This is a genomic window from Geodermatophilus sabuli, from assembly GCF_010686765.1.
Taxonomy (GTDB): domain Bacteria; phylum Actinomycetota; class Actinomycetes; order Mycobacteriales; family Geodermatophilaceae; genus Geodermatophilus; species Geodermatophilus sabuli_A.
On sequence record NZ_JAAGWF010000018.1, the window covers coordinates 160,709 to 182,710 of the forward strand.

Below are 22,002 nucleotides of genomic sequence, written 5' to 3' on the forward strand. Positions count from 1 at the left end.
GGGTCCGCCAGACAGGTGTGACGCGTCCCTCACCCACAGCGGGGGCTGCCGACGCTCCGCCGGAAGGAGGACACCGGCCTCCGGTCACCAGGCCGAGAACCGACCGATGCACAGGTCGCCGTCATCGCGCACCCGCACCGACACCCGCGCGTTCCGGGCCTCGTCGTCCCCTCCACGAACGTAGGTCACGAGCACCTCGACGACCTCCCGTCCGTACGCCGTGCCGGGTTCGGTGCCCATGATGGCGTGCTGGTCCACGACCGGTCGGTCGGCGGGGACGCGGTCGAGGTGCAACTGGACGGTGCTCGCGGCGGTGAACGCCGGCAGGTAGTGGCACGTCATCTGCGAGACGGTCTGGGCGTCGCGGTCGTTCCAGGCCGTGATCCAGTCCTCGGCGAAGGCCACCGGCGGGGACGGCGTCCCCTGGCCGCTGCCCACGACCGCGGCGAGGACGCCGGCCGCGGCCACCGCCAGCCCCCCGACGAGGGCCGTCCGCCGGTGACGCGGGGACGGCGACCGGCCGCCACCGCTCTGCTGGATCTCTCCTGCGGAGGAGACTGACGGCGCCATGGGACCTCCCGGGGCGACCGGTACTGCTCCGTCAGCGTGGGCGCCGCGTGAGCAGCACCGACAGGGCCGGAGGTCCCCCGCTCAGGCGCCGGGAGCGGTTCCGCAGACCCGCGGGCCGTCCTCGCTGACCACGGTCAGGACGCTCGTGCTCCCGTCGGTCCAGGTGACCGTGACCCGCTGGACGGGATCGCCGTCGACCTCGCCGGCGGCCGTGGCGGTCACCTCGCCACGGCCGGTCGGCGCGTACCGGGCGGCCACCTGATCCGCTGCGACGTCGGCCCGCTGCTCCTCGCAGAGCAGCTCGTGGGCCGTCTGCAGGTCGTCCTGGCCGAGCGCGTCGAGGAAGACGCCGGTGACCTGCCGCGCCTGCTCGTCGGCACTGCCCTTGACCAGCGGGAGCCCCACGGCCATCCCGACGGCGACGGCGACCGTGCCGCCGAGGATCGCCAGCAGCAGGCCCTGCCGGGACCGCGGCGTGCCGGTGTGCAGCGGCGTCGGGTCGTCGTCGTAGAGGTAGGGCCCCGGGGTGTCGCTCATCCGCCGCTCACCATCAGCTCGGCCCCGGCCGGCGGCCGGGGATCGTCCCGGTCGGCGAGCCAGCCCTCGGGCAGGGCCACCGGGCGCGGCGGGGTGGTGCGCCCGCGCGGCGCCCCGAGGACGGCGACCGGGTAGGGCTGGTCGGGGATGCCGGCGAGCAGCTCGGCGAGCTCGTCGAGGCCGCTGACCATGGCCAGCGCGCGGCGGACGTCGGAGCCGACCGAGAAGCCCTTGAGGTACCAGGCGACGTGCTTGCGGAAGTCGGTGCAGCCGTGCAGCTCGCCCTGGTCCTCCGACAGCAGGGTGGCGTGCCGGTGCATGACGGCGGCGACCTCCCGCAGGGTGGGCAGGGCCCGTCGTGGCGTCCCGGCGAAGGCGGCGGCCAGGTCGCCGAACAGCCACGGCCGGCCCAGGCAGCCCCGCCCGATGACGACGCCCGCGCAGCCGGTCTCGGCGACCATGCGCAGTGCGTCGTCGGCCTCCCAGATGTCGCCGTTGCCGAGCACGGGGATGTCGACGGCCTCGACCAGCCGGGTGATGTGCGACCAGTCGGCGGTGCCGCTGTAGAGCTGGTCGGCGGTGCGCCCGTGCAGGGTGATCGCGGCGGCGCCCTCGTCCTGCGCCGTCCGGCCGGCGTCGAGGTAGGTGACGTGGTCGGCGTCGATGCCGATGCGGGTCTTCACCGTGACCGGGACGTCACCGGCCGCGCGGACCGCCGACCGCACGATGTCGCGGAACAGCACCCGTCGCCACGGCAGGGCCGAGCCGCCGCCCTTGCGGGTGACCTTGGGTACCGGGCAGCCGAAGTTCAGGTCGACGTGCGCCGGCCGGGTGCCGGCCACGCCCTCGTCGACCAGCATCTCGACCGCCCGGCCGACGGTCGCCGGGTCGACGCCGTAGAGCTGGACGGAGAACGCGTCCTTCTCGCCCGGAGTCGCGCGGACCATCTCCAGCGTCTTCTCGTTGCGCTCCACCAGAGCCCGCGTCGTGATCATCTCGCAGACGTAGAGGCCTGCCCCGAACTCGCGGCACAGCGTCCGGAAGGCCGGGTTGGTGATGCCGGCCATGGGCGCGAGCACGACGGCAGGGTCGACGGCCAGCGCGCCGAGCTCGAGCGGCGGCAGGGCGGCCGTCGTCGGCTCGAGCACGCTGGTCATGCCGTCCAGGGTAGGAGAAGGACCCCGCTGCCCCTCACCGCTCGCACGCTCGCGGCGGGCCCCGGCAGCGGGGCCGATGGTCAGGTCACACCCCGCTACCACTAGCAGACGGGGAGCTTGGCCTTGAGGTAGCCCTCGACCTGGTCCAGCCCGATCCGCTCCTGGCTCATCGAGTCCCGCTCCCGCACGGTCACCGCGTCGTCCTCGAGGGTGTCGAAGTCGACGGTGAGGCAGAACGGCGTCCCGACCTCGTCCTGGCGCCGGTACCGGCGGCCGATCGCCCCGGCGTCGTCGAAGTCGACGTTCCAGCTCTTCCGGAGCGTCGCGGCCAGGTCGCGGGCCTTCGGCGAGAGGTCGGCGTTGCGCGACAGCGGCAGGACGGCGGCCTTCACCGGCGCCAGCCGCGGGTCGAGCCGGAGCACCGTCCGGGTGTCGACGCCGCCCTTGGCGTTGGGTGCCTCGTCCTCGGTGTAGGCCTCGACCAGGAACGCCATCAGCGACCGGGTGAGGCCGGCGGCCGGCTCGATGACGTACGGCGTCCACCGGCTGTTGCTGGCCTGGTCGAAGTAGCTGAGGTCGACGCCGGAGTGCTCCGAGTGGGTCCGCAGGTCGAAGTCGGTGCGGTTGGCGATGCCCTCGAGCTCGCCCCACTCCGAGCCGGTGAAGCCGAACCGGTACTCGATGTCGACGGTGCGCGTCGAGTAGTGGGACAGCTTCTCCTTCGGGTGCTCGAAGTGCCGCAGGTTGTCCGGGGAGATGCCCAGGTCGGTGTACCAGCGGGTGCGCTCGTCGATCCAGTACTGGTGCCACTCCTCGTCGGTGCCGGGCTCGACGAAGAACTCCATCTCCATCTGCTCGAACTCACGGGTCCGGAAGATGAAGTTGCCCGGGGTGATCTCGTTGCGGAAGGACTTGCCGATCTGGCCGATGCCGAACGGCGGCTTCTTGCGCGCCGCGCCCATGACGTTGGCGAAGTTCACGAAGATGCCCTGCGCGGTCTCCGGGCGCAGGTAGTGCAGGCCGGACTCGTCCTCGACCGGGCCGAGGTGGGTCTTGAGCATCATGTTGAAGTCGCGGGGTTCGGTCCACGCGCCCTTGGTGCCGCAGTTGGGGCAGGAGATGTCGGCCAGGCCGTTCTCCGGCGCCCGGCCCTTGCGCGACTCGAAGTCCTCTTCCAGGTGGTCGGCGCGGAACCGCTTGTGGCAGCTCTGGCACTCCGTCAGCGGGTCGGTGAAGACGCCGACGTGGCCCGAGGCCACCCAGGTCTGGCGCGGGAGGATGACCGAGGAGTCCAGTCCGACGATGTCGTCCCGGCTCTGGACGACGGTCCGCCACCACTGCTTCTTGATGTTCTCCTTGAGCTCGACGCCCAGGGGCCCGTAGTCCCAGGCGGAGCGCGTGCCGCCGTAGATCTCACCGGAGGGGAACACGAACCCCCGGCGCTTGCAGAGGTTGACCACCTTGTCGAGACGGGCGGGGTCGTGCTTGGCGGTGCTGGTGTTCGTGGGGGTGGCCACGGGAGCTCCATCCGGCTGGCGGTCGGCGGTTGACCCACCCACGGTAGTTGGCGGAGTCCTCCGCACCGGCGCGTGGCCCGTCCGGTCACCGGCGGCGGTCAGGCCACCGGACCGGCAGCCGACGAGGCGGCAGGCGCGGGCACCGGCGGCCGGCCGGGGCCGAGCAGTCCGGTGTCGCCGTCGATGGTCGCGCCGCGCAGGAGCATGACCAGCAGCACCGCGCCGAGGACCAGCAGCACGACGACGACCGCGGCGATCCACGGCCAGGTCCGGTGCCTGCGCCGAGGCCTCGGAGGCGAGGGCTCGTCGGGGCCGGGTGCGCTCCACTCGAGCGTGCCGGCCGGGGTCTCGGCGCCCCGGCCGGCGAGGGTCACGGTGGGGTCGTCCTCGTGGACGGGCGGCCTCGCGAGCCTCCCCGCCGCCACGTCGGCGCGGACCGCGCGACCGGGTCGCGGTGGCCGGGCCACCCGCCGGGTCGGGTCGGCCGACGAGGAGGGCGGGTGCTGTCCCCCGTCGCCGGGTGCCGGCTGGCTCATCGCGTCTCCCCCGTCGTCGTCCGCCCCGCCGGGGTGCCCACGGGACGCCGGTTCACGCCTGCGCGGGCCGGGCCGCCGTCTCGTCGGCCGGCAGGTAGACACCGGGCTCGTCGACCGCGTGCACCCACACCGGCGCGCCGGCGATCTTCACGGCAGCGGCCGAGAGGGCCCGGCGGTAGGCGCCGACGCCGTCCCACCGGGTGACCAGCGCCCACAGCTGCGGGTCGTCGGCCGACCGCCCCACCTCGCCGTCCCGGAAGCCGGGCCGCTCGGCGAGCGCGGCCAGCAGCGCGTCGACGTCGGCGGTCAGGCTCGCCGCCTCCTGCTCCAGCACCCGCAGCCGGGTCACCGCGAACACGTGGTCCTCCTCGTCGCTCGACCGCCAGCCCGATCGATCGTCGCAGACCCCAGTCCTCGCTCGCCGGCGCTCGCTGCGATGCTCCCGCGGCTGTCGTCAGGCGGTGCCCGTCGGCCTGACTCCGCGCCCCGGTCCGCTCCTCGCTCGCCGGCGCTCGCTGCGATGCTCCCGCGGCTGTCGTCAGGCGGAGCCGAAGCGGCGCTGGCGCGACGCGTACTCCTCGCACGCCGCCCACAGGTGCCGGCGGTCGAAGTCCGGCCACAGGGTGTCCAGGAACACCAGCTCGGCGTAGGCCGACTGCCACAGCAGGAAGTTGCTGGTGCGGTTCTCCCCCGAGCTGCGCACGAACAGGTCGACGTCGGGCATGTCCGGCTCGTCGAGGAAACGCGCGACGGTCTTCTCGTCGACCTTGCCCGGGTCCAGCCGGCCGGCCGCCACCTCGCGGGCGATCGCGGCGGCGGCGTCGGCGATCTCCGCCCGGCCGCCGTAGTTGACGCACATGGTCAGCGTCAGGACGTCGTTGTCCTTGGTCAGCTCCTCGGCGACCTCGAGCTCCTTGATGACGCTGCGCCACAACCGCGGCCGGCGGCCGGCCCAGCGCACCCGGACGCCCAGCTCGTGCATCTCGTCGCGTCGCCGGCGGATGACGTCGCGGTTGAAGCCCATGAGGAAGCGGACCTCCTCGGGACTGCGCCGCCAGTTCTCGGTGGAGAAGGCGTAGGCGCTGATCGCGGTGACGCCCAGCTCGATGGCGCCCTCGACGCAGTCGAAGAGCGAGGCCTCGCCCGCCTCGTGGCCCGCCGTCCTCGGCAGGCCGCGCTGCTTCGCCCAGCGACCGTTGCCGTCCATGACGATCGCGACGTGCGCCGGCACCTTGCCCGCGGGGATCTGCGGCGGGCGGGCGCCGGACGGGTGCGGGTCGGGTGCCCTGACCGCCCGCCTCACGAGGTCACCACCAGCTCGCTCCCGCGGGGCGCTGCATTCCTCACGACCGGTCGACCAGGGCGAGCGAGCGCAGTCCGCGCTCCAGGTGCCACTGCAGCAGCGCCGACACCAGCCCGCTGCCCTCGCGGCGGTTGGCGCCCTCGCTGGCCTCGGCGGTCACCCAGTCGCCGGTGAGCAGGGCGTCGAGCAGCGCGATGGTCACCGGGTTGGGCATCGCGGAGCCGGCGGGCCGGCACGGCGGGCAGACCATGCCCCCGGCGGGCACCGAGAAGTGCCGGTGCGGGCCCTCCTCGCCGCAGCGGGCGCAGCCGGCCAGTGCCGGCTCCCAGCCGGCCACCGACATGGCCCGCAGCAGGAAGGCGTCGAGCACGAGCGGCGCGGGGTGGGTCCGCTCGGCGAGGGACCGCAGCGCGCCGATGACCAGGAGGAACAGCCGCAGCGAGGGCTCCTTCTCCTCCACGGTCAACCGGTCGGCGGTCTCCAGGACCGCGGTGCCGGCGGTGTAGGCGGGGTAGTCGCCGACGATGGGCTGGCCGTAGGACCGGATCGACTCGGCCTGGCTGACGATGTCGAGGTTCCGGCCGGTGTAGAGCTGCAGGTCGACGTGGCTGAACGGTTCCAGCCGCGCGCCAAACTTGCTCTTGGTGCGGCGCACGCCCTTGGCCACCGCCCGGACCTTGCCGTGCCGGCGGGTCAGCACGGTGACGATCCGGTCGGCCTCACCCAGCTTCTGCGTGCGCAGGACGACGCCCTCGTCCCGGTAGAGCGCCTTGGGGGTGTGCGCCACCTCAGTACCCGAGCCGGTTCAGCTTCTTGGGGTCGTCCTGCCACTCCCCCAGCACCGTGACGTGCAGGTCCAGGTGCACCCGGGCACCGAGCAGCGTCTCCATGCCGACGCGGGCCTCGCTGCCGATGGCCTTGATGATCTCCCCGCCGCGGCCCAGCAGCATCGGCTTCTGGCTGGCGCGCTCGCAGTGCAGCAGCGCGTGCACCTCCACCAGCTCACCGTCGCCACGCTTGGGGTCGGGACGCCGGATCATCTCCTCGATCGTGACGGCGAGCGAGTGCGGCACCTCCTGGCGCACCTTCTCCAGCGCCGCCTCGCGGACGAGCTCGGCCAGCTGCCGCTCGACGTCCTCGTCGGTGGTCTGCTCCTCGGGGTACAGCGGCGGACCCTCCGGCAGCATCCCGACCAGGAGGTCCTCGAGCAGCTCCACCTGGTCGCCCCGCACCGCGCTGACCGGCACCACCTCGGCGGCCTCGACGAGCGAGCTGGCAGCGACCAGCTGCTCGGTGACCTGCTTCTTGCTGGCCGCGTCGGTCTTGGTGACCACGACGACGACCGGCGCCCTCACCTCGCGCAGCTGGCGGGCGATGAACCGGTCACCAGCGCCCACGGGCTGGTCGGCCGGGACGCAGAACACGACCACGTCGACGTCGGACAGCGTGTCCCGGACGACGTCGTTGAGCCGCTGGCCCAGCAGGCTCTTGGGCTTGTGCAGGCCCGGGGTGTCGACGAGCACCAGCTGCCCGCCCGGCCGGTGCACCACGCCACGGATCGCGTGCCGGGTGGTCTGGGGGCGGTTGCTGACGATGCCGACCTTCTCGCCGACCAGCGCGTTGGTCAGCGTCGTCTTGCCGGCGTTGGGGCGGCCCACCAGGCAGGCGAAGCCGCTGCGGTGCTGCTCATCCGGCGAGTTCACGTCGCCCAGTCTCCCACCGCGCACCGACACCCCCGCGCATCCGGGACCCGGTGCGCTCCGGCGCCGCGGTCAGGCGTCAGGCCTCGGTGATGCCGTACGACTTGATCTTGCGGTAGAGGGAGCTGCGGGCCATGCCCAGCGCCACCGCGGCCTGCACCCGGTTGCCCATGCACTCCTGCAGGGCCGCGACGATCGCGTCGCGCTCGGCGACCTCGATCGGGCGCAGCGTGCGGGTGGCCGCCGCCCGGCACCAGCCGGGCAGGTCCTCGGGCCGGATCTCCCCGACCGGACGTCGCACCAGCGCGAGCTGGAGCGCCTCGCGCACCTGGGCGGTGTTGCGCGGCCACGGATGGCGGGTGAGGAGCCGGAGCGCCTCAGGGTGCAGCCGCACCCGCCGGTCGGGGGCGAGCTCGCTGAGCAGCCGCGCGACCACCAGCGGCAGGTCGCCGGTGCGGAACCGCAGCGGCGGGAGCGTCACCGCCGTCCCGAAGCGCCCGAGCACCCCCTGGAACGGCAGGTCGGCGCCGGCGCTGGCCGCGTCCAGCGTCGCGGCGACGTCCACCCCGTCCCGGTCGAGGGCGGACAGCACCGCGCGCAGCCCCTCGACGCCGTCGGCACCGACCCGGTCCAGGTGGCGGAGGACGACGAGGGCCGGTCCGGCGTCCGGCAGTCCGACCAGGAAGGCCGTGTCCGCCTCGACGGTGACCACCCGGCCGGCAGGCTGCGCCTGCGCGAAGATCTCGGTGACGAGCGTGGCCTTGCCGGTCCCCGGCTCCCCCAGCACCAGCAGGGGCTGGCCGCGGCCGAGGGCGCCGGTGATCTGCGCGCAGGCCGCCGTCCACGCCGGTGCACGACCGCCGGCGGCGGCCGGGGGCAGGGGCGCGGTGCCGGCCGGCGGTCCGCCCTCCCGGCGCGGGACGGGGATGGCCGACGCGGACCCGGCCCGCTCCTCGTCGAGCAGCAGGACGATGCCGGCGACCTCGTCACCGACCACGATGCGGGTCGCGCGCAGCCGGACGGTGCGGCCGGTCTCCAGGACGACGGAGTCGGTGACCCGGTCCCGCCGGCCCATGAGGAAGAGCGCGTGCTGGTGGATGGTGAACTGTTCGGCGGGCGTGAACAGCTGCTGGGCCCGCCGGTTGACCGTCAGCGAGTCGCCCACCGCCATGACCGCCTGCCGGGCCCGGGCGTCGGCGCGGACGAACGTCTCGAACAGTGCCTGCTGGGCCCGGCCGCGATCGCGGAGCAGGGCGGAGCCGATGTCGGCGGCGGCCCTCCGGACCAGGGTGTGCACCAGCGGCGTCCACGTCTCCGCGAGCGAGCTGACGTCGAGGACGCCCTCGATCCGGCCGGTGACCGGGTCCAGGATCGGGGCGCCGGTGCAGGCGAAGGCCACCAGCGCCTCGGTGAAGTGCTCCGCGCCCACGACGCTGACCGAGGCGCCCGCCTCGAAGACGGTGCCGATCCCGTTCGTGCCGACGCCGCCCTCGGCGAAGTCGAACCCGGCGGTGAAGTCGACCCGGTCGAGCAGCCGGCCCACCGCCGTCGAGCAGTCCAGCCGGTGCACGATCCGGGCGTGCGCGTCCGAGAGCGCGATGGTGAGCGGGACGTCGACCATCTCGTCGGCGAGCCGCTCGATGACCGGGCGCGCGCACCGGACCAGCCGGGAGTCCAGGTCGACGTCCTCGTGGTAGGCGATCCGGTACTCGGCCGCGTCGACGCCGGCCGACCGGCTGCGCCGCCAGGACGCCGCCACCAGGTCCCGCACCCCGCCCCCCGCCCCGGCCGATCCGCGCTCGAGGAACGCGGCCCGGGCGGCCGCGACCCGCAGCCGGTCCTCCTGGCCCTGGTGCACGGCCACCTCCGGACGTCGCCCGCCCGGCTCCGCCGCCGGACGCCCCGCGGTCCCCCCGAGGCACCTGAGCGCCTCACCGGTGAGCAGCCATCCGACCAGCCGGCCCCGGCGGCCGACTGTCCCAATCTGGGACGGCCGGACCGGCCGGGACACCCCCGAGGATGAGCGCCGCAGTGACCTGGGACACAGCGGAGGGTAGGGCATCCCATGACAGTCGAGGCAGTGACGACGGCCGACGTCGACGGCGGCGGCGAGACCCGGGAACTCGACGCGCTGGTCATCGGTGCCGGCGTGGCCGGGCTCTACCAACTGCACCAGCTGCGGCAGCAGGGGCTCCGGGTGCGGGCCTACGACGCGGCCGCCGACGTGGGCGGCACCTGGTTCTGGAACCGCTATCCGGGGGCGAAGTTCGACTCGGAGGCCTACATCTACCAGTACCTCTTCGACGAGGACCTGTACCGCGACTGGAGCTGGAGCCAGCGCTTCCCCGACCAGCCGGAGATCGAGCGCTGGCTGCACTACGTCACCGACCGGCTCGACCTGCGCCGGGACATCGAGTTCTCGACCACCGTGACCAGCGCCCGGTTCGACGAGCAGCGGCAGCGCTGGACGGTCACCACCGACCGCGGCGAGACCATCGACACCCAGTTCCTCGTCACCTGCGCGGGCATGCTCTCGGCCCCGCTGAGCGACGTCTTCCCGGGGCAGGACACCTTCCGCGGCACGATCGTGCACACCTCCCGCTGGCCGGCCGGCGGCGTCGACCTCGAGGGGAAGCGGGTCGGCGTGGTGGGCATCGGCGCCACCGGCATCCAGGTGATCCAGACCATCGCCGGCCGGGTGGGGCACCTGACCGTGTTCGCGCGCACGCCGCAGTACGTGCTGCCCATGGCGAACCCCACCTACGGCCCGGACGACGTCGCGGCCTACAAGGCCCGGTTCACCGAGCTGCAGAAGACCCTCCCGCGCACCTTCACGGGGTTCGAGTACGAGTGGGAGCACGCGTGGGGCGACCTCACCCCCGAGCAGCGGCGCGAGGTACTGGAGGAGATCCACGCCAACGGCTCGCTGAAGCTGTGGCTGGCCAGCTTCGCCGAGATGTTCTTCGACGAGGGCGTCAACGAGGAGATCTCGGAGTTCGTCCGGGAGAAGATGCGCGCACGCCTGGGGCACGACCCGCACCTCTGCGACGTGCTCGTCCCCACCGACTACGGGTTCGGCACCCACCGGGTGCCGCTGGAGACCGACTACCTCGAGGTCTACCTCCGGCCGGACGTGGAGCTGGTCGGCGTCCGGGACAACGCCGTCACCCGCGTCGTCCCCGAGGGGCTCGTGCTGGCCGACGGCACGGTGTACGAGCTCGACGTCATCGTCCTGGCGACCGGGTTCGACGCCGGCACCGGCGCGCTCACCCGCATCGACATCCGCGGGCGTGGCGGCCGCTCCCTCACCGAGGACTGGGGCCGTGACATCCGCACCACGATGGGCCTGATGGTGCACGGCTACCCGAACCTGCTCACCACCGCCGTCCCGCTGGCGCCGTCGGCCGCGCTGTGCAACATGACCACCTGCCTGCAGCAGCAGACCGAGTGGATCAGCGACTGCATCGCCTCCCTGCGCGCCCGTGGCGCGAGCGTCATCGAGCCGACCAAGGAGACCGAGGACGCGTGGGTCGCCCACCACGACGAGACGGCCGGCGCCAACCTCATCTCCCGGACGTCGTCGTGGTACCTGGGCGCCAACGTCCCGGGCAAGCCCCGGCGCGTCCTGTCCTACACCGGGGGCGTCGGCACCTACCGGGACAAGTGCCAGGAGACGGCCGAGGCCGGCTACCCGGGATTCGAGATCTACTGACCCGCGGTGCCCGGAGCCACCGGCGCACCGTCCCCACCACCACCGGAGGACTGCGATGACGCAGACGACGCTGGGCTTCACGCAGGCGGCCGACACGATCCTCGACCGCACCGTGCGGGCGGAGGCCCCCGTCGCGGGGGTCGTCGCCATGGTCACCGACCGCGAGCGGAACGTCTACGAGGGGGCGGCCGGCGCCCGGCGCCTCGGCGGGGACGACGACATGACCCTCGACACCGTGTTCGCCCTGTTCTCCACCACCAAGGCGATCACCGCGACGGCCGCCCTGCAGCTGGTCGAGGAGGGCCGGCTGGACCTGGACGCCCCCGCCCGGACCTACGTCCCCGGGATCGGCGAGCTGAAGGTCCTCGACGGCTTCGCCGACGATGGCTCACCGCGGACCCGCGACCCGAAGCGGGAGATCACCACCAAGCACCTGCTCACCCACACGGCCGGCTTCGGCTACGACTTCTTCAACGAGCACTACAACCGGCTGGCCACCGACCACGGCCAGCCCAGCGTGATCACCGCGAGCAGGGCCTGCCTGCACACGCCGCTGCTGTTCGACCCGGGCGAGCGCTGGGAGTACGGCAGCAACATCGACTGGGCCGGTCAGGTGGTGGAGGGCATCACCGGACAGCGCCTGGGCGAGGTCTTCGCGGCCCGGGTCTTCGAGCCCCTGGGGATGGCGGACACCGCCTTCGCCCTCGACGACCGGCTGCGCGCCCGCCGGGCGACGATGCACGCGCGCGGTGAGGACGGCTCGCTGACCCCGATGGACGACTTCGAGCTGACCTCCGAACCCGAGGTGCACATGGGTGGCCACGGCCTCTACGGCACGGTCGGGGACTACATGCGCTTCATCCGGATGTGGCTGGACGACGGGCGAGGCGAGCACGGCGCCGTGCTGCGGCCGGAGACGGTGCAGATGGCCGTGCAGAACCACCTCGGGGACCTCAAGGTGACCGCGCTGCCCGGCGTGATCCCGTCCCTGTCGAACGACGCGGAGTTCTTCCCCGGCCTGTCGAAGTCGTGGTCGCTGCCCTTCATGGTCAACGACGAGCGGGCGCCGACCGGCCGGCCGGCCGGCGCTCTGGGCTGGGCCGGGCTGGCGAACCTCTTCTACTGGATCGACCGGGAGAACGGCTACGGCGGCTTCTGGGCGACCCAGGTCCTCCCGTTCGGGGACGCCACCTCGTTCACCGGCTACGTGGAGTTCGAGACGGCGCTGTACGAGTCGCTCGACGGCTGACGGGCGCCGGAGGGGCGCCCGCACCGCCTGGGAGGATCGGCGCCGTGGCTGGGAAGAGACGGCGCGAGCAGGACGAGTCCCTGGCGGTGCGGGCGGCCCGCGAGCGCGAGCGGCACGTCGCCCAGGTCGGCGGCTACGGCTTCTTCCCCCGCCGCGGCCCGCGCCGTGGCGCCACGGTGACCCCGGCGCCCCTGCGCTACTGGCAGTACGACCCGCCGCGGCCGTGGCTGGTCGTGGTCGTGGTGCTCGCCGTCGCGGCTTGGCTGGGGGCGTTCGCCTGGATCGGCGGGCGGACGTCGGCCGCCGGCGAGGTGCCGCTGGCGCTGGTCCTCGGCGTCGCCGTGCTGGTCCTGTCCACGGCCCGGCTGACGATCTCGGACTCGGGGTTCTCCGTCGACGTCGCCGGTCTCCGGCGGACGGCGTCCCTGCAGGTCGTGGCCCGCGGCCTGGTCCGGGAGGTCCGCCGGGGCGCGCCGCCGGAGGGCTGGCCGAAGGCGAGGCGGCGGGGTGGCTGGTGGCCCGGTCGCACGCGGGTCGCCGTCCGTCACGTCGCCGCCGGCGGGACGGGTGAGCAGGCGCTCACCGTGTGGGTGCGCGACCCGGCCGCCTTCGCCGACGCCCTCGGGCACCCGCTGGGCTGAGCCGGCGCCCTACTGCGTGGAACGGAGGGCGCCGTCCGGGCCGGCCAGGAACACCGGGGCCGAGGCGGTGAGGTCGTGGACGGCGGCGAGGCCGGCGTCCTCGACCGCGTCGGCGGCAGAGACGACCGCGGCCGCCTCCAGGCCCTCCACCCCGCTGGACACGGCGGCCGCGACAGCGGCCTGCAGCGCCGACAGCTGCAGGGACGGCAGGGAGACGGTGGCCGCCAGGTAGGTGCGGCCGTCGGTGTCCCGGACGGCCGCCCCCTCCGCGGCACCGGTGCGGCCGCGGGCCGAGCGGGCGAGGGTCACGAGCTTGGCGTCCTCGGGCTGCAGGTCAGGCACGAGACCATCTTCGTCCACCGGTGGCGCCGGCCCTCGTCCAGGGGCCCGCCGCGAGCTCGCCAGAGGTGGGGGGAAGGAGGGACCTCCTCAGGCCTCCACGCCCGCCGGCACGTCCGCGCGGGTGGCCCCCGGGCCCTCGGCGTCCTCGGCCTCCGGTTCGGGCACCCGGCAGACCAGGATCGTGTCGATCCGGTTGCGCCGGCCGCCGGTGCTCTCGGCGACCAGCCGCAGTCCGGCGACCGTCGCCTCGGAGCCCTCGATCGGCACCCGGCCGAGCTCGCGGGCGAGCAGCCCCCCGACGGTCTCGACGTCGTCGTCCTCGGGGAGCTCGACGCCGAACAGCGCGGCGAGGTCCTCGACCGGCAGCCGCGCGGTGATCCGTACCGACCCGTCGGTCAGGTGCTCGACCGGTGGCCGCTGGACGGCGTCGTGCTCGTCGGCGATCTCCCCGACGATCTCCTCGAGGATGTCCTCGATGGTGACCAGCCCGGCGAAGCCGCCGTACTCGTCGACCACGATCGCGATGTGGATGCGCTGCGCCTGCATGTCCCGCAGCAGCTCGTCGACCGGCTTGGACTCCGGCACGAACGTCGGCGGGCGCATGAGCTCCTCCACCCGGGGGCCGTTCCGGGGGTCCGCACCCTGCGCCCGGCGGATGAGGTCCTTGAGGTAGACGACCCCGACGACGTCGTCGACGTTCTCGCCGATCACCGGGATGCGGCTGAAGCCGCTGCGCATGGCCAGGGCCAGGGCCTGCCGCACGGTCTTGGTGCGCTCGATCCAGACCACGTCGGTGCGCGGCACCATGACCTCGCGGGCGATCGTGTCGCCCAGCTCGAACACCGAGTGGATCATGTTGCGCTCGCCGGACTCGACGACGCCGCGCTCCTCGGCCATGTCGACCAGCTCGCGCAGCTCGACCTCGGAGGAGAAGGGACCGTCGCGGTACCCGCGGCCGGGGGTCAGCGCGTTGCCGACCAGGATCAGCAGGGTGGCCACCGGGCCGAGCACGCGGCCCAGCAGCCGGACGACGCCCGCGCTGGCCAGCGCCACGCCGTAGGCGTGCTGGCGGCCCAGGGTCCGCGGCCCGACGCCGACCAGCACGTAGCTGACGACGGTCATCAGGCCCGCGGCGGTCAGCACGGTCTGCCAGCCCTCGCCCCAGGAGCGGTACAGCACGACTGCGCCCAGGACCGCGGCGACCATCTCGCAGGCGATCCGCAGCAGGAGCAGCAGCGACACGTGGCGGGCCCGCTCGGCGACCACGTCGGCCAGGACGCCGGCCCGCTTGACGCCGTCCCGGCGGAGCTCGTCGACCCGCGCCTTGGAGACCCGCTGCAGTGCGGCGTCCATGGCGCCGAAGAGGCCGGCGACGGGGATCAGGCAGACGGCGATCACCAGCAGCGTGATCGCTTCGGTGGTCATCGGGAGCCGGGCTCCCGGTCGACCGCCTCGCCGGTCATCGGGGCCCTCGGGGTGGAGCGCCAGCCGTCGAGCAGGGTGGACTGCAGGCCGAACATCTCCTTCTCCTCCTCGGGCTCCATGTGGTCGTAGCCGAGCAGGTGGAGGATGCCGTGGGTGGCGAGCAGGATCAGCTCGTCGTCCATCGTGTGCCCGGCGGCGCGGGCCTGCTTGATGGCGACGTTCGGGCAGAGGACGACGTCGCCGAGCAGGGCCGGCCCGGGGTCGGGCTCGTCGGGGCGGCCGGTGTCGAGCTCGTCCATGGGGAAGGCGAGGACGTCGGTCGGCCCCTTCTCCCCCATCCAGCGCTCGTGCAGCGTGCTCATGTAGTCGGGGTCGACGCAGAGCACCGACAGCTCGGCCATCGGGTTGACGCCCAGCTCGGCGAGCACGTAGGTGCAGATCGCCGCCAGCGACGACTCGTCGACGGCGATCTCGGACTCGTTGGCGACCTCGACCGGCATGCCGGTCAGCTCCCCGGCCGGCGGGGCCGCGCCCCGCGGACCGGCGTGCCCTGAGGAGCCGGCCGGTTCTGCTGCTGGGTCGCGTCCCAGCGCTCGTAGGCGTCCACGATGTCGCCCACGAGGCGGTGCCGGACGACGTCGGAGCTGGTCAGGTTGGAGAAGTGCACGTCCTCGATGCCGTCGAGGATCTCCCGGACGATCTTCAGCCCGCTCTGCGCGCCGCCGGGCAGGTCGACCTGGGTGACGTCACCGGTGACCACGATCTTGGACCCGAAGCCGAGCCGGGTGAGGAACATCTTCATCTGCTCGGCGGTGGTGTTCTGGGCCTCGTCGAGGATGACGAACGCGTCGTTCAGGGTGCGCCCGCGCATGTAGGCCAGCGGCGCCACCTCGATCGTCCCGGAGGCCATGAGCCGCGGGATCGACTCGGGGTCGACCATGTCGTGCAGCGCGTCGTAGAGCGGCCGCAGGTACGGGTCGATCTTCTCCGACAGCGTGCCGGGCAGGTAGCCCAGCCGCTCGCCGGCCTCGACCGCCGGTCGGGTCAGGATGATCCGGTTGACCTGCTTGGTCTGCAGCGCCTGCACCGCCTTGGCCATCGCCAGGTAGGTCTTGCCGGTGCCGGCCGGGCCAATGCCGAAGACCACGGTGTGCGCGTCGATCGCGTCGACGTAGCGCTTCTGGTTCAGCGTCTTGGGCCGGATGGTGCGCCCACGGCGGCTGATGATGTCGAGGCTGAGCACCTCGGCCGGCCGCTCGGCGGCGCCGCTGCGCAGCATGCCGATGACCCGGCGGACCGAGTCCGGCCGCAGCGCCTGACCGGTGCCGAGCAAAGCGATCAGCTCGTCGAAGACCGCGACGGCGAAGGCGTTGTCGGCCGGCTGCCCGGTGACGGCGATCTCGTTGCCGCGCACGTGGACGTCGGTGTCGACCTCGTTCTCGACCAGGCGGAGCAGTTCGTCGCCCGAGCCGAGCAGGGCGACCATGGAGACCGACTCGGGGACGGTGATGGTGGTCCGGACGGCGGCGGAGGTGGCCGCAGGTCCGGTCGACGGTGCGGACGTACCGGCCAGCGCGTCGTCCGCGGCGGCGGCCTGCGCCGAGGCCTCACGGGACGAGGGGGCACCGGGCACGGGGACGTTCGGGGAGGAGTCGGGCAAGAACCCTCGACCCTGCCTTCCTGCGGAGGGAGTGCTGACCGGTCGATGCTACCCGCGCACCGGGACCGGGAACCCCGGTTCGAGGTGCAGGTCACCTGCCCGTGTAGGTCGCCCGGCCCGGACCGTCGCTGAGGAAGGACCGCACCGCGCCGCGCAGGTCGTCGGTGGCGAAGAGCGCGCCGGACACCTCGGGCACCAGCTCGTCGGCGGCCCGGGCGCCGTGCCGGACGGAGGTGGCCACCAGCCGCTTGGTGGCCGCGTGCGCCACCGTCGGCCCGGCCGCCACCCGGTGCGCGTACTCCCGGGCGGCCACGGCGAAGCCCTCGTCGGGCAGCACCCGGTTGACCACGTTCCACCGCTCCAGCACCGCCGCCGGGTACCGCTCGCCGGTGAAGACCAGCTCCCGGGCCCGCGCCGGTCCGGCCCGCTCGGCCAGTCGCTGCGGCCCGCCCATCGACGGCGTCAGCCCGACCACGATCTCCACCAGCCCGAAGCTCGCCCGCTCCGCCGCGAGCAGGACGTCGCAGCACAGCGCCAGCTCGAACGCCGCGGTGAGCGTGAGCCCGTGCGCGGCGAAGACGGTCGGCACCGGGAGGTCCTCGAGGGTCTGCGCGACCCGGAGCAGCCGGGCCCACAGCTGCGCCCCGCGCTCGGCCGGCTCGGGGCCCTCGGCGACGTCCCGGAAGAACGTGACGTCCACCCCGCCGGAGACGACCCGGCCGCGGGCCTCGACGAGCACCGCCCGCGCCCGGCCCTCGGCGGCCGGGTCGGTCAGGGGCACCAGCTCGTCGACCACCCGCTCGAGGGCGTCGAACACCTGCGGGGTGAACAGGTTCAGCGGCGGGTTGTCCAGGACGACGACGGCGACGTCGCCGTCCCGCTCGACGCGCACGGGCTCGGCCATGCGGCGAGCCTGTCAGCCGGGGGGCCAAGTGAGCGACCGGCCACCCAGGACGTGCAGGTGGAGGTGGTGCACCGTCTGCCCCGCCGCCGGGCCGGTGTTGGTGACCACGCGGTAACCGGGCTCGACGCCGTCCTCGGTCGCCAGGCCGTCCTGGACGGCGACCGCGTGCGCGGCCCGGACGACGGCGCCGAGCAGGTCGGGGTCGGCGGCGGCGAGCGAGCCGACCGTCGGGTGGTGCTCCTTGGGGATGACGAGCACGTGCGTCGGGGCCTGCGGGTTGATGTCCCGGAAGGCCAGCGTCCGGTCGGTCTCGTGGACCACGGTGGCGGGGACGTCGCCGGAGACCATGCGGCAGAAGAGGCATTCCACGTCCCGGGACCCTAGGGGGCAGCCGCGTCCCGTGTGGGACAGGATGACCGCGGTCCGTCCCCCACTCCCGGAGGTGTCCCGTGTCCCGTCCCACCGTCTGCCTGAGGACGTAGTGAGCACCCGCCGCGTCGCCCGGTCGGGTGCCCTCGAAGCCAACTCCCTCCCCCCACTCTCCCGCCGCACCCTGCTCTCCGGTGCCGGCCTCGCCCTCGCCGCCGCGGTCACCGGCTGTGGCCGCTCCTCCCCGGTCTCCGACACCGCGGCCGCCGCGGAGGGACCCTCGGGCCCGCTGCGCATCGGCGCCATCCCCGACCAGGACCCCGAGGTCCTCCAGCGCCTCTACGGCACCGTCGCCGACTCGATGTCGGCCGCGCTGGACCTGGAGGTCGAGTACCGCCCGGTGACCGACTACGGCGCGGCGGTCTCCCTCTTCCGCACCGGTGACCTCGACCTCGTCTGGTTCGGCGGGCTGACCGGCGTCCAGGCCCGGCTGCAGACCCCCGGTGCCGAGCTGATCGCCCAGCGCGACATCGACGAGCGGTTCAGCTCGGTCTTCGTGGTGAACGCCGCGACCGGCCTCGCCCCCTCCGACGACCTCGCCGCCCTGGCCTCGCTGCGGTTCACCTACGGCAGCGAGACGTCGACGTCCGGACGGCTGATGCCGGCGTTCTTCCTCCGCGAGGACGGCGTGGACCCGCAGGGCTTCCCCGGCGGACCGGGCTTCTCCGGCTCGCACGACGCGACCCTCGCCCTGGTCGCGTCGGGGAGCTACCAGGCCGGCGTGCTGAACGAGCAGGTGTGGACGTCGCGGTCGGCCGAGGGCGGCATCGACCCCGCCGTCGTCCTCTACGCCGAGACGCCGACCTACCACGACTACCACTGGCTGCTGGGCCCGCAGGCGGCCGACCGGATCGGCGTCGCCGACCTCGGCGAGCAGCTGCGGGACTACCTCACCGGGCTCTCGGCCGGCGACCCCGCCGACGCCGAGGTGCTCGAGCTCTTCGGTGCCGGCTCCTTCGTCCCGACCGAGGCCGGCAACTACGAGCAGATCGAGGAGATCGGGCGCGACCTGGGGCTGGTCAACTGACCGCCGTCCTGCGGCTGGACGGCGCGGAGGTCCGGTACGGCAGGACGACGGCGCTGGCCGTGGTCGACCTCACCGTCGGCCCCGGCGAGCGGGTCGCCGTCGTCGGGGCCTCCGGGGCGGGCAAGTCCACGCTGCTGGGGCTGGCCAACGGGTCGGTGCTGCCCACCGCCGGGTCGGTGCGGGTCCTGGGCGCCGACCCGGCGGCGCTGCGCGGGCGGGCGCTTCGGCAGCTGCGGGCCCGGGTCGGCACGGTGCACCAGCACCTCGAGCTGGTCGGCCAGCTGCGGGTGGTGCACAACGTCAACGCCGGCCGGCTCGGTGCGTGGTCGGGGCTGCGGGCGGCGTGGTCGCTGGTCCGGCCCCAGGGGCTGCCCGACGTCGAGGCCGCCCTGGACCGGGTGGGGCTGGCCGACCGGGTGTACGAGCGGACCGAGCGGCTCTCCGGCGGCCAGCGGCAGCGGGTCGCGATCGCCCGGCTCCTGGTGCAGCAGCCGGACCTGGTGCTGGCCGACGAGCCCGCCTCGGCCCTGGACCCGGTGCTCGCCGACCAGGCGCTGCGGCTGCTGGGCGAACTGGCGCTCGAGCGCGGCGGCGCGCTGCTGGCGTGTCTGCACGACCCGGCGATGGCGCTGCGCCACTGCGACCGCGTGGTCGGCCTGGCAGCGGGGCGGGTGGTCCTCGACGAGCCGGTCGCGGCGCTGTCGGCCGCGGACCTGGCCGCCTTCTACGGAGCGCCGGCATGACCGCGGTCCTGGACCGGCCGGTGTCCCGTCCGCCGGTCCGGCTGCACCGCGACCGCCGCCGCTGGGCCTGGGGGCTGGGTGCGGCCGCCGTGCTGGTCTGGTCCCTGGCCGGTGCGGGGCTGTTCAGCGGTGCGGTGGTCAACCCCGGCGGCGGCGTCCAGTTCGACCGGTTCGCCTCCGCTGCCCTCTCCCCCGCCGCCGACGGGGAGTTCCTCGCGCTGCTGGCCACCTCGGCGCTGGTCACCGTCGCCTACGCCGCGCTGGGCACCGCCCTCGCGCTGCTGCTCGGCGGCGTCGGCGCGGTGCTGGTCTCGCGCACCACCTGGGGACGGCGCCGGCTGGGCTGGCTGCTGGCCCGCGGCGCCCTCGCCGTCCCGCGCGGGCTGCACGAGGCGGTGTGGGGGCTGCTGCTGGTCAACGTGCTGGGCCTGGATCCGTGGGTGGGGGTCCTGGCCATCGGCGTGCCCTACGGCGCCGTCACCGCCAAGGTCTTCGCCGACCTCGTCGACGAGGTGCCCCGCGGCGGGTACGAGGCGCTGCTCGCGTCCGGCTCGGGCCGGGCCACCGCCGCGCTGTACGGCCTGCTGCCCCCGGCGTCGGGCGGCCTGCTGTCCTACGCCTTCTACCGGCTGGAGTGCGCGGTGCGCTCGGCCGTCGTCCTCGGGCTGATCGGCGCCGGTGGCCTGGGGTACCAGCTGTCGCTGTCGTTCGCGTCGCTGCGCTGGGACGAGGTGTGGACCTGCGTCTACGCGCTCGCGCTGCTCTGCCTCACGGCGGACGTCGCCGGCCGGGCGGTGCGCCGGCGGCTGGCCACGGCGCCGTCGGCCGCGCGGCGCGACCCGGTGCTCACCGCCGCCGTCCTCGGTGCGCTGGCGCTGACCGCCTGGTCGTGGTGGTTCCTGGCGCTCTCGCCCGGCACCCTGGTGTCCGCGCGGACGGGCTCGCAGCTCGGCTACGTGCTCGGCGCGGCCTGGCCACCGGCGACCGACGGCGCGCTGCTCGGCTCGATCGCCGGGCTGGCCGTCGACACCGTGCAGATGTCGGTCATCGCCATCGCCGTCGCCACCCTCGGCGCGGGTCTGCTCGCCGGGGTGGCCGCGCGGCCGCGCGGGCCGATGCGCCCGGGCCGCCGGCTGGCCGGCTCGCTGGTGCGGGTGGTCCTCCTGCTGCTGCGCGCGGTGCCCCCGCCGGTGTGGGCGCTGGTGCTGCTGTTCGTGCTGCTGCCGGGCGTGCTGCCCGGCGCGCTCGCCCTGGGCGTCTACACCCTCGGGGTGCTGGGCCGGCTGGCGGCGGAGGCGACCGAGGAGCTCGACCCGCGGCCCCGGGCGGCGCTGACCGCGCTCGGTGCGCGGCCGGCCGGAGCCTGGCTCTACGGCGTGGCGTCCCGGGCGACGGGGCCGGTGCTGGCCTACGCCCTGTACCGCTGGGAGGTGGCCATCCGGGACACGATCCTGGTCGGGCTGCTCGGCGCGGGCGGGCTGGGGGCGCTGCTGGCCTCGGAGATGGCCGCCTTCGACTGGGCGGCGGTGACGACCGTGCTCGCCGCGATCGTCGTCCTCACCTGGCTCGTCGACCTGGTCAGCGACCGGGCCCGCCGCGCCCTGCGTTGATCGGGGGACCTGATCACACCGGCTGCCACCTCGGGACCAGAGGTGAGGGCGGACCCGGGATGACCAGGGAACCCGATCATCGGGGCAGGGGGCGTCAGGCCCAGCGGGTGCGGACCGAGAGGGCGGCGAGGGCGGCCGCGCCCGCGGTGGACGTGCGGAGCACCTCGGGACCCAGCCGCACCGGGCGGGCGCCGGCCGCGGTCAGGGCCACGACCTCGCCGTCGGTCAGCCCACCCTCGGGCCCGACGATGACGGCGATGGCGCCCGAGGCGGGCAGGTCCAGCCGCGCCAGGGGGTGGCGCGCCTGCTCGTGCAGCACCAGCGCCAGGTCGACGTCGGCCAGCTCGCCGCACACCTGGCGGGTGGTCAGCACGTCGGTGACCTCGGGCACCCGGGGACGACGCGACTGCTTGCTCGCCGCCCGCGCCGCCGACCGCCACTTCGCCACGCCCTTGGCGGCGCGGTCGGCCCGCCAGCGGGTGACGCAGCGCGCGGCCGCCCAGGGCACGATCCGGTCCACGCCGAGCTCGGTGGCCAGCTCCACGGCCAGCGGGCCGCGCTCGCCCTTGGGCAGTGCCTGGACCAGGACCAGTTCCAGCGCGGGCGGGGGCACCTCGTGCCGGGCCGTGACGCGCACCCGCAGGCCCTCGGGTCCGGCGGCGGTCACCGCGCCCTCGGCCACGGTGCCCCGGCCGTCGCCGACCCGCACCCGCTCGCCGGGGGTCATCCGCAGCACGTCGACGGCGTGCCGGCCCTCCCCGCCGCCGACCAGGAGCTCCGCGGTGTCGGGCAGCTCGTCGAGCAGGAACAGCGGCGAGCCGTCGAGCTCGGGGACCCGGTCGTCGGTCGCGACGGTCACTCGGCCTCCTCGCTGGCGCTCGGCGCCCTCGTGCCCGGAGGTGCCGCGCCCACTGGTGAGCTCGCGAGCTCGCTCACCCGG

Annotated in this window: 23 protein-coding genes; 6 read left to right on the forward strand and 17 right to left on the reverse strand. The window is 74.4% G+C overall.

The features are described 5' to 3' along the window. Nucleotides 1–84 precede the first annotated feature (84 nt). The 10 genes from GCU56_RS16695 to GCU56_RS25275 form a co-directional block, all read right to left on the reverse strand. Nucleotides 85–570 carry a hypothetical protein gene (locus GCU56_RS16695; protein WP_163482868.1) on the reverse strand — a complete coding sequence of 162 codons (486 nt, stop codon included), beginning with the start codon at nt 568–570 and terminating at the stop codon, nt 85–87. Nucleotides 571–651: 81 nt separating this feature from the next. Beyond that, the gene (locus tag GCU56_RS16700; protein WP_163482869.1) at nt 652–1,107 is read right to left on the reverse strand and encodes an Rv0361 family membrane protein; all 456 of its coding nucleotides are present in this window, start codon (nt 1,105–1,107) and stop codon (nt 652–654) included. Beyond that, nucleotides 1,104–2,264 (reverse strand): tRNA dihydrouridine synthase DusB, encoded by a 1,161-nt coding sequence (dusB, locus tag GCU56_RS16705; RefSeq protein ID WP_163482870.1) that lies wholly within the window; start codon nt 2,262–2,264, stop codon nt 1,104–1,106. The genes GCU56_RS16700 and dusB overlap by 4 nt, the downstream gene beginning before the upstream one ends. Nucleotides 2,265–2,365: 101 nt before the next feature. Continuing rightward, nucleotides 2,366–3,781 carry a glycine--tRNA ligase gene (locus GCU56_RS16710; protein WP_163482871.1) on the reverse strand — a complete coding sequence of 472 codons (1,416 nt, stop codon included), beginning with the start codon at nt 3,779–3,781 and terminating at the stop codon, nt 2,366–2,368. Between the two features lie 98 nt (nt 3,782–3,879). Beyond that, nucleotides 3,880–4,317, reverse strand: a complete 438-nt coding sequence (locus GCU56_RS16715) for a hypothetical protein (protein WP_163482872.1) — start codon at nt 4,315–4,317, stop codon at nt 3,880–3,882. A gap of 52 nt (nt 4,318–4,369) precedes the next feature. Then, nucleotides 4,370–4,675 (reverse strand): antibiotic biosynthesis monooxygenase, encoded by a 306-nt coding sequence (locus GCU56_RS16720; protein ID WP_163482873.1) that lies wholly within the window; start codon nt 4,673–4,675, stop codon nt 4,370–4,372. 180 nt (nt 4,676–4,855) lie between these two features. After that, complete coding sequence (locus GCU56_RS16725) at nt 4,856–5,620, reverse strand: isoprenyl transferase (RefSeq protein ID WP_163482874.1); 765 nt, start codon at nt 5,618–5,620, stop codon at nt 4,856–4,858. A 40-nt stretch (nt 5,621–5,660) separates the two neighbouring features. Further along, complete coding sequence (gene recO / locus GCU56_RS16730; RefSeq protein WP_163482875.1) at nt 5,661–6,407, reverse strand: DNA repair protein RecO; 747 nt, start codon at nt 6,405–6,407, stop codon at nt 5,661–5,663. A 1-nt stretch (nt 6,408) separates the two neighbouring features. Next, nucleotides 6,409–7,323: a GTPase Era gene (era, locus tag GCU56_RS16735; RefSeq protein ID WP_163482876.1), complete on the reverse strand. Its 915-nt coding sequence runs from the start codon at nt 7,321–7,323 to the stop codon at nt 6,409–6,411. A 76-nt stretch (nt 7,324–7,399) separates the two neighbouring features. Then, nucleotides 7,400–9,178, reverse strand: a complete 1,779-nt coding sequence (locus GCU56_RS25275; RefSeq protein WP_163482877.1) for a helix-turn-helix domain-containing protein — start codon at nt 9,176–9,178, stop codon at nt 7,400–7,402. Between the two features lie 207 nt (nt 9,179–9,385). On the opposite strand from GCU56_RS25275, the gene GCU56_RS16745 reads away from it, so the two are divergent. From GCU56_RS16745 to GCU56_RS16755, 3 genes are read left to right on the forward strand one after another with little or no spacing between them, the layout of a single operon-like run. Continuing rightward, the gene (locus GCU56_RS16745; RefSeq protein WP_163482878.1) at nt 9,386–11,032 is read left to right on the forward strand and encodes a flavin-containing monooxygenase; all 1,647 of its coding nucleotides are present in this window, start codon (nt 9,386–9,388) and stop codon (nt 11,030–11,032) included. Between the two features lie 55 nt (nt 11,033–11,087). Then, nucleotides 11,088–12,281: a serine hydrolase domain-containing protein gene (locus GCU56_RS16750; RefSeq protein WP_163482879.1), complete on the forward strand. Its 1,194-nt coding sequence runs from the start codon at nt 11,088–11,090 to the stop codon at nt 12,279–12,281. 44 nt (nt 12,282–12,325) lie between these two features. After that, complete coding sequence (locus tag GCU56_RS16755; RefSeq protein ID WP_163482880.1) at nt 12,326–12,922, forward strand: hypothetical protein; 597 nt, start codon at nt 12,326–12,328, stop codon at nt 12,920–12,922. A 9-nt stretch (nt 12,923–12,931) separates the two neighbouring features. On the opposite strand, the gene GCU56_RS16760 is transcribed toward GCU56_RS16755, so the two are convergent. The 6 genes from GCU56_RS16760 to GCU56_RS16785 all read right to left on the reverse strand — a co-directional run bounded on the left by GCU56_RS16760 (nt 12,932) and on the right by GCU56_RS16785 (nt 17,622). Then, on the reverse strand, nt 12,932–13,264 hold the full coding sequence (locus tag GCU56_RS16760) for a cytidine deaminase (RefSeq protein WP_163482881.1): 333 nt from the start codon (nt 13,262–13,264) through the stop codon (nt 12,932–12,934). A gap of 87 nt (nt 13,265–13,351) precedes the next feature. Next, nucleotides 13,352–14,689: a hemolysin family protein gene (locus GCU56_RS16765; RefSeq protein WP_163482882.1), complete on the reverse strand. Its 1,338-nt coding sequence runs from the start codon at nt 14,687–14,689 to the stop codon at nt 13,352–13,354. After that, a complete protein-coding gene (gene ybeY, locus GCU56_RS16770) occupies nt 14,686–15,189 on the reverse strand; it encodes an rRNA maturation RNase YbeY (protein ID WP_163482883.1) in 504 nt (167 codons plus the stop codon). Before ybeY ends, GCU56_RS16765 begins: the two co-directional genes overlap by 4 nt. Nucleotides 15,190–15,194: 5 nt before the next feature. Then, nucleotides 15,195–16,349 carry a PhoH family protein gene (locus GCU56_RS16775; protein ID WP_204332238.1) on the reverse strand — a complete coding sequence of 385 codons (1,155 nt, stop codon included), beginning with the start codon at nt 16,347–16,349 and terminating at the stop codon, nt 15,195–15,197. 91 nt (nt 16,350–16,440) lie between these two features. Continuing rightward, nucleotides 16,441–17,253, reverse strand: coding sequence for an enoyl-CoA hydratase/isomerase family protein (locus tag GCU56_RS16780; protein ID WP_163482884.1), 813 nt, complete (start codon nt 17,251–17,253; stop codon nt 16,441–16,443). Between the two features lie 12 nt (nt 17,254–17,265). Continuing rightward, nucleotides 17,266–17,622 (reverse strand): histidine triad nucleotide-binding protein, encoded by a 357-nt coding sequence (locus tag GCU56_RS16785; protein WP_345771886.1) that lies wholly within the window; start codon nt 17,620–17,622, stop codon nt 17,266–17,268. A 112-nt stretch (nt 17,623–17,734) separates the two neighbouring features. Here GCU56_RS16785 and GCU56_RS16790 point away from each other — a divergent pair, with 112 nt between their 5' ends. The 3 genes from GCU56_RS16790 to GCU56_RS16800 are packed head-to-tail and all read left to right on the forward strand — an operon-like array spanning nt 17,735 to nt 21,062. Next, complete coding sequence (locus GCU56_RS16790; protein WP_345771887.1) at nt 17,735–18,709, forward strand: putative selenate ABC transporter substrate-binding protein; 975 nt, start codon at nt 17,735–17,737, stop codon at nt 18,707–18,709. A 59-nt stretch (nt 18,710–18,768) separates the two neighbouring features. Then, nucleotides 18,769–19,452 carry a phosphonate ABC transporter ATP-binding protein gene (locus tag GCU56_RS16795; protein ID WP_345771888.1) on the forward strand — a complete coding sequence of 228 codons (684 nt, stop codon included), beginning with the start codon at nt 18,769–18,771 and terminating at the stop codon, nt 19,450–19,452. Beyond that, nucleotides 19,449–21,062 (forward strand): PhnE/PtxC family ABC transporter permease, encoded by a 1,614-nt coding sequence (locus tag GCU56_RS16800; RefSeq protein ID WP_163482886.1) that lies wholly within the window; start codon nt 19,449–19,451, stop codon nt 21,060–21,062. Before GCU56_RS16795 ends, GCU56_RS16800 begins: the two co-directional genes overlap by 4 nt. Nucleotides 21,063–21,156: 94 nt before the next feature. Here GCU56_RS16800 and GCU56_RS16805 read toward each other — a convergent pair whose 3' ends face one another. Beyond that, nucleotides 21,157–21,921 carry a 16S rRNA (uracil(1498)-N(3))-methyltransferase gene (locus GCU56_RS16805; protein ID WP_163482887.1) on the reverse strand — a complete coding sequence of 255 codons (765 nt, stop codon included), beginning with the start codon at nt 21,919–21,921 and terminating at the stop codon, nt 21,157–21,159. Nucleotides 21,922–22,002: the final 81 nt, after the last annotated feature.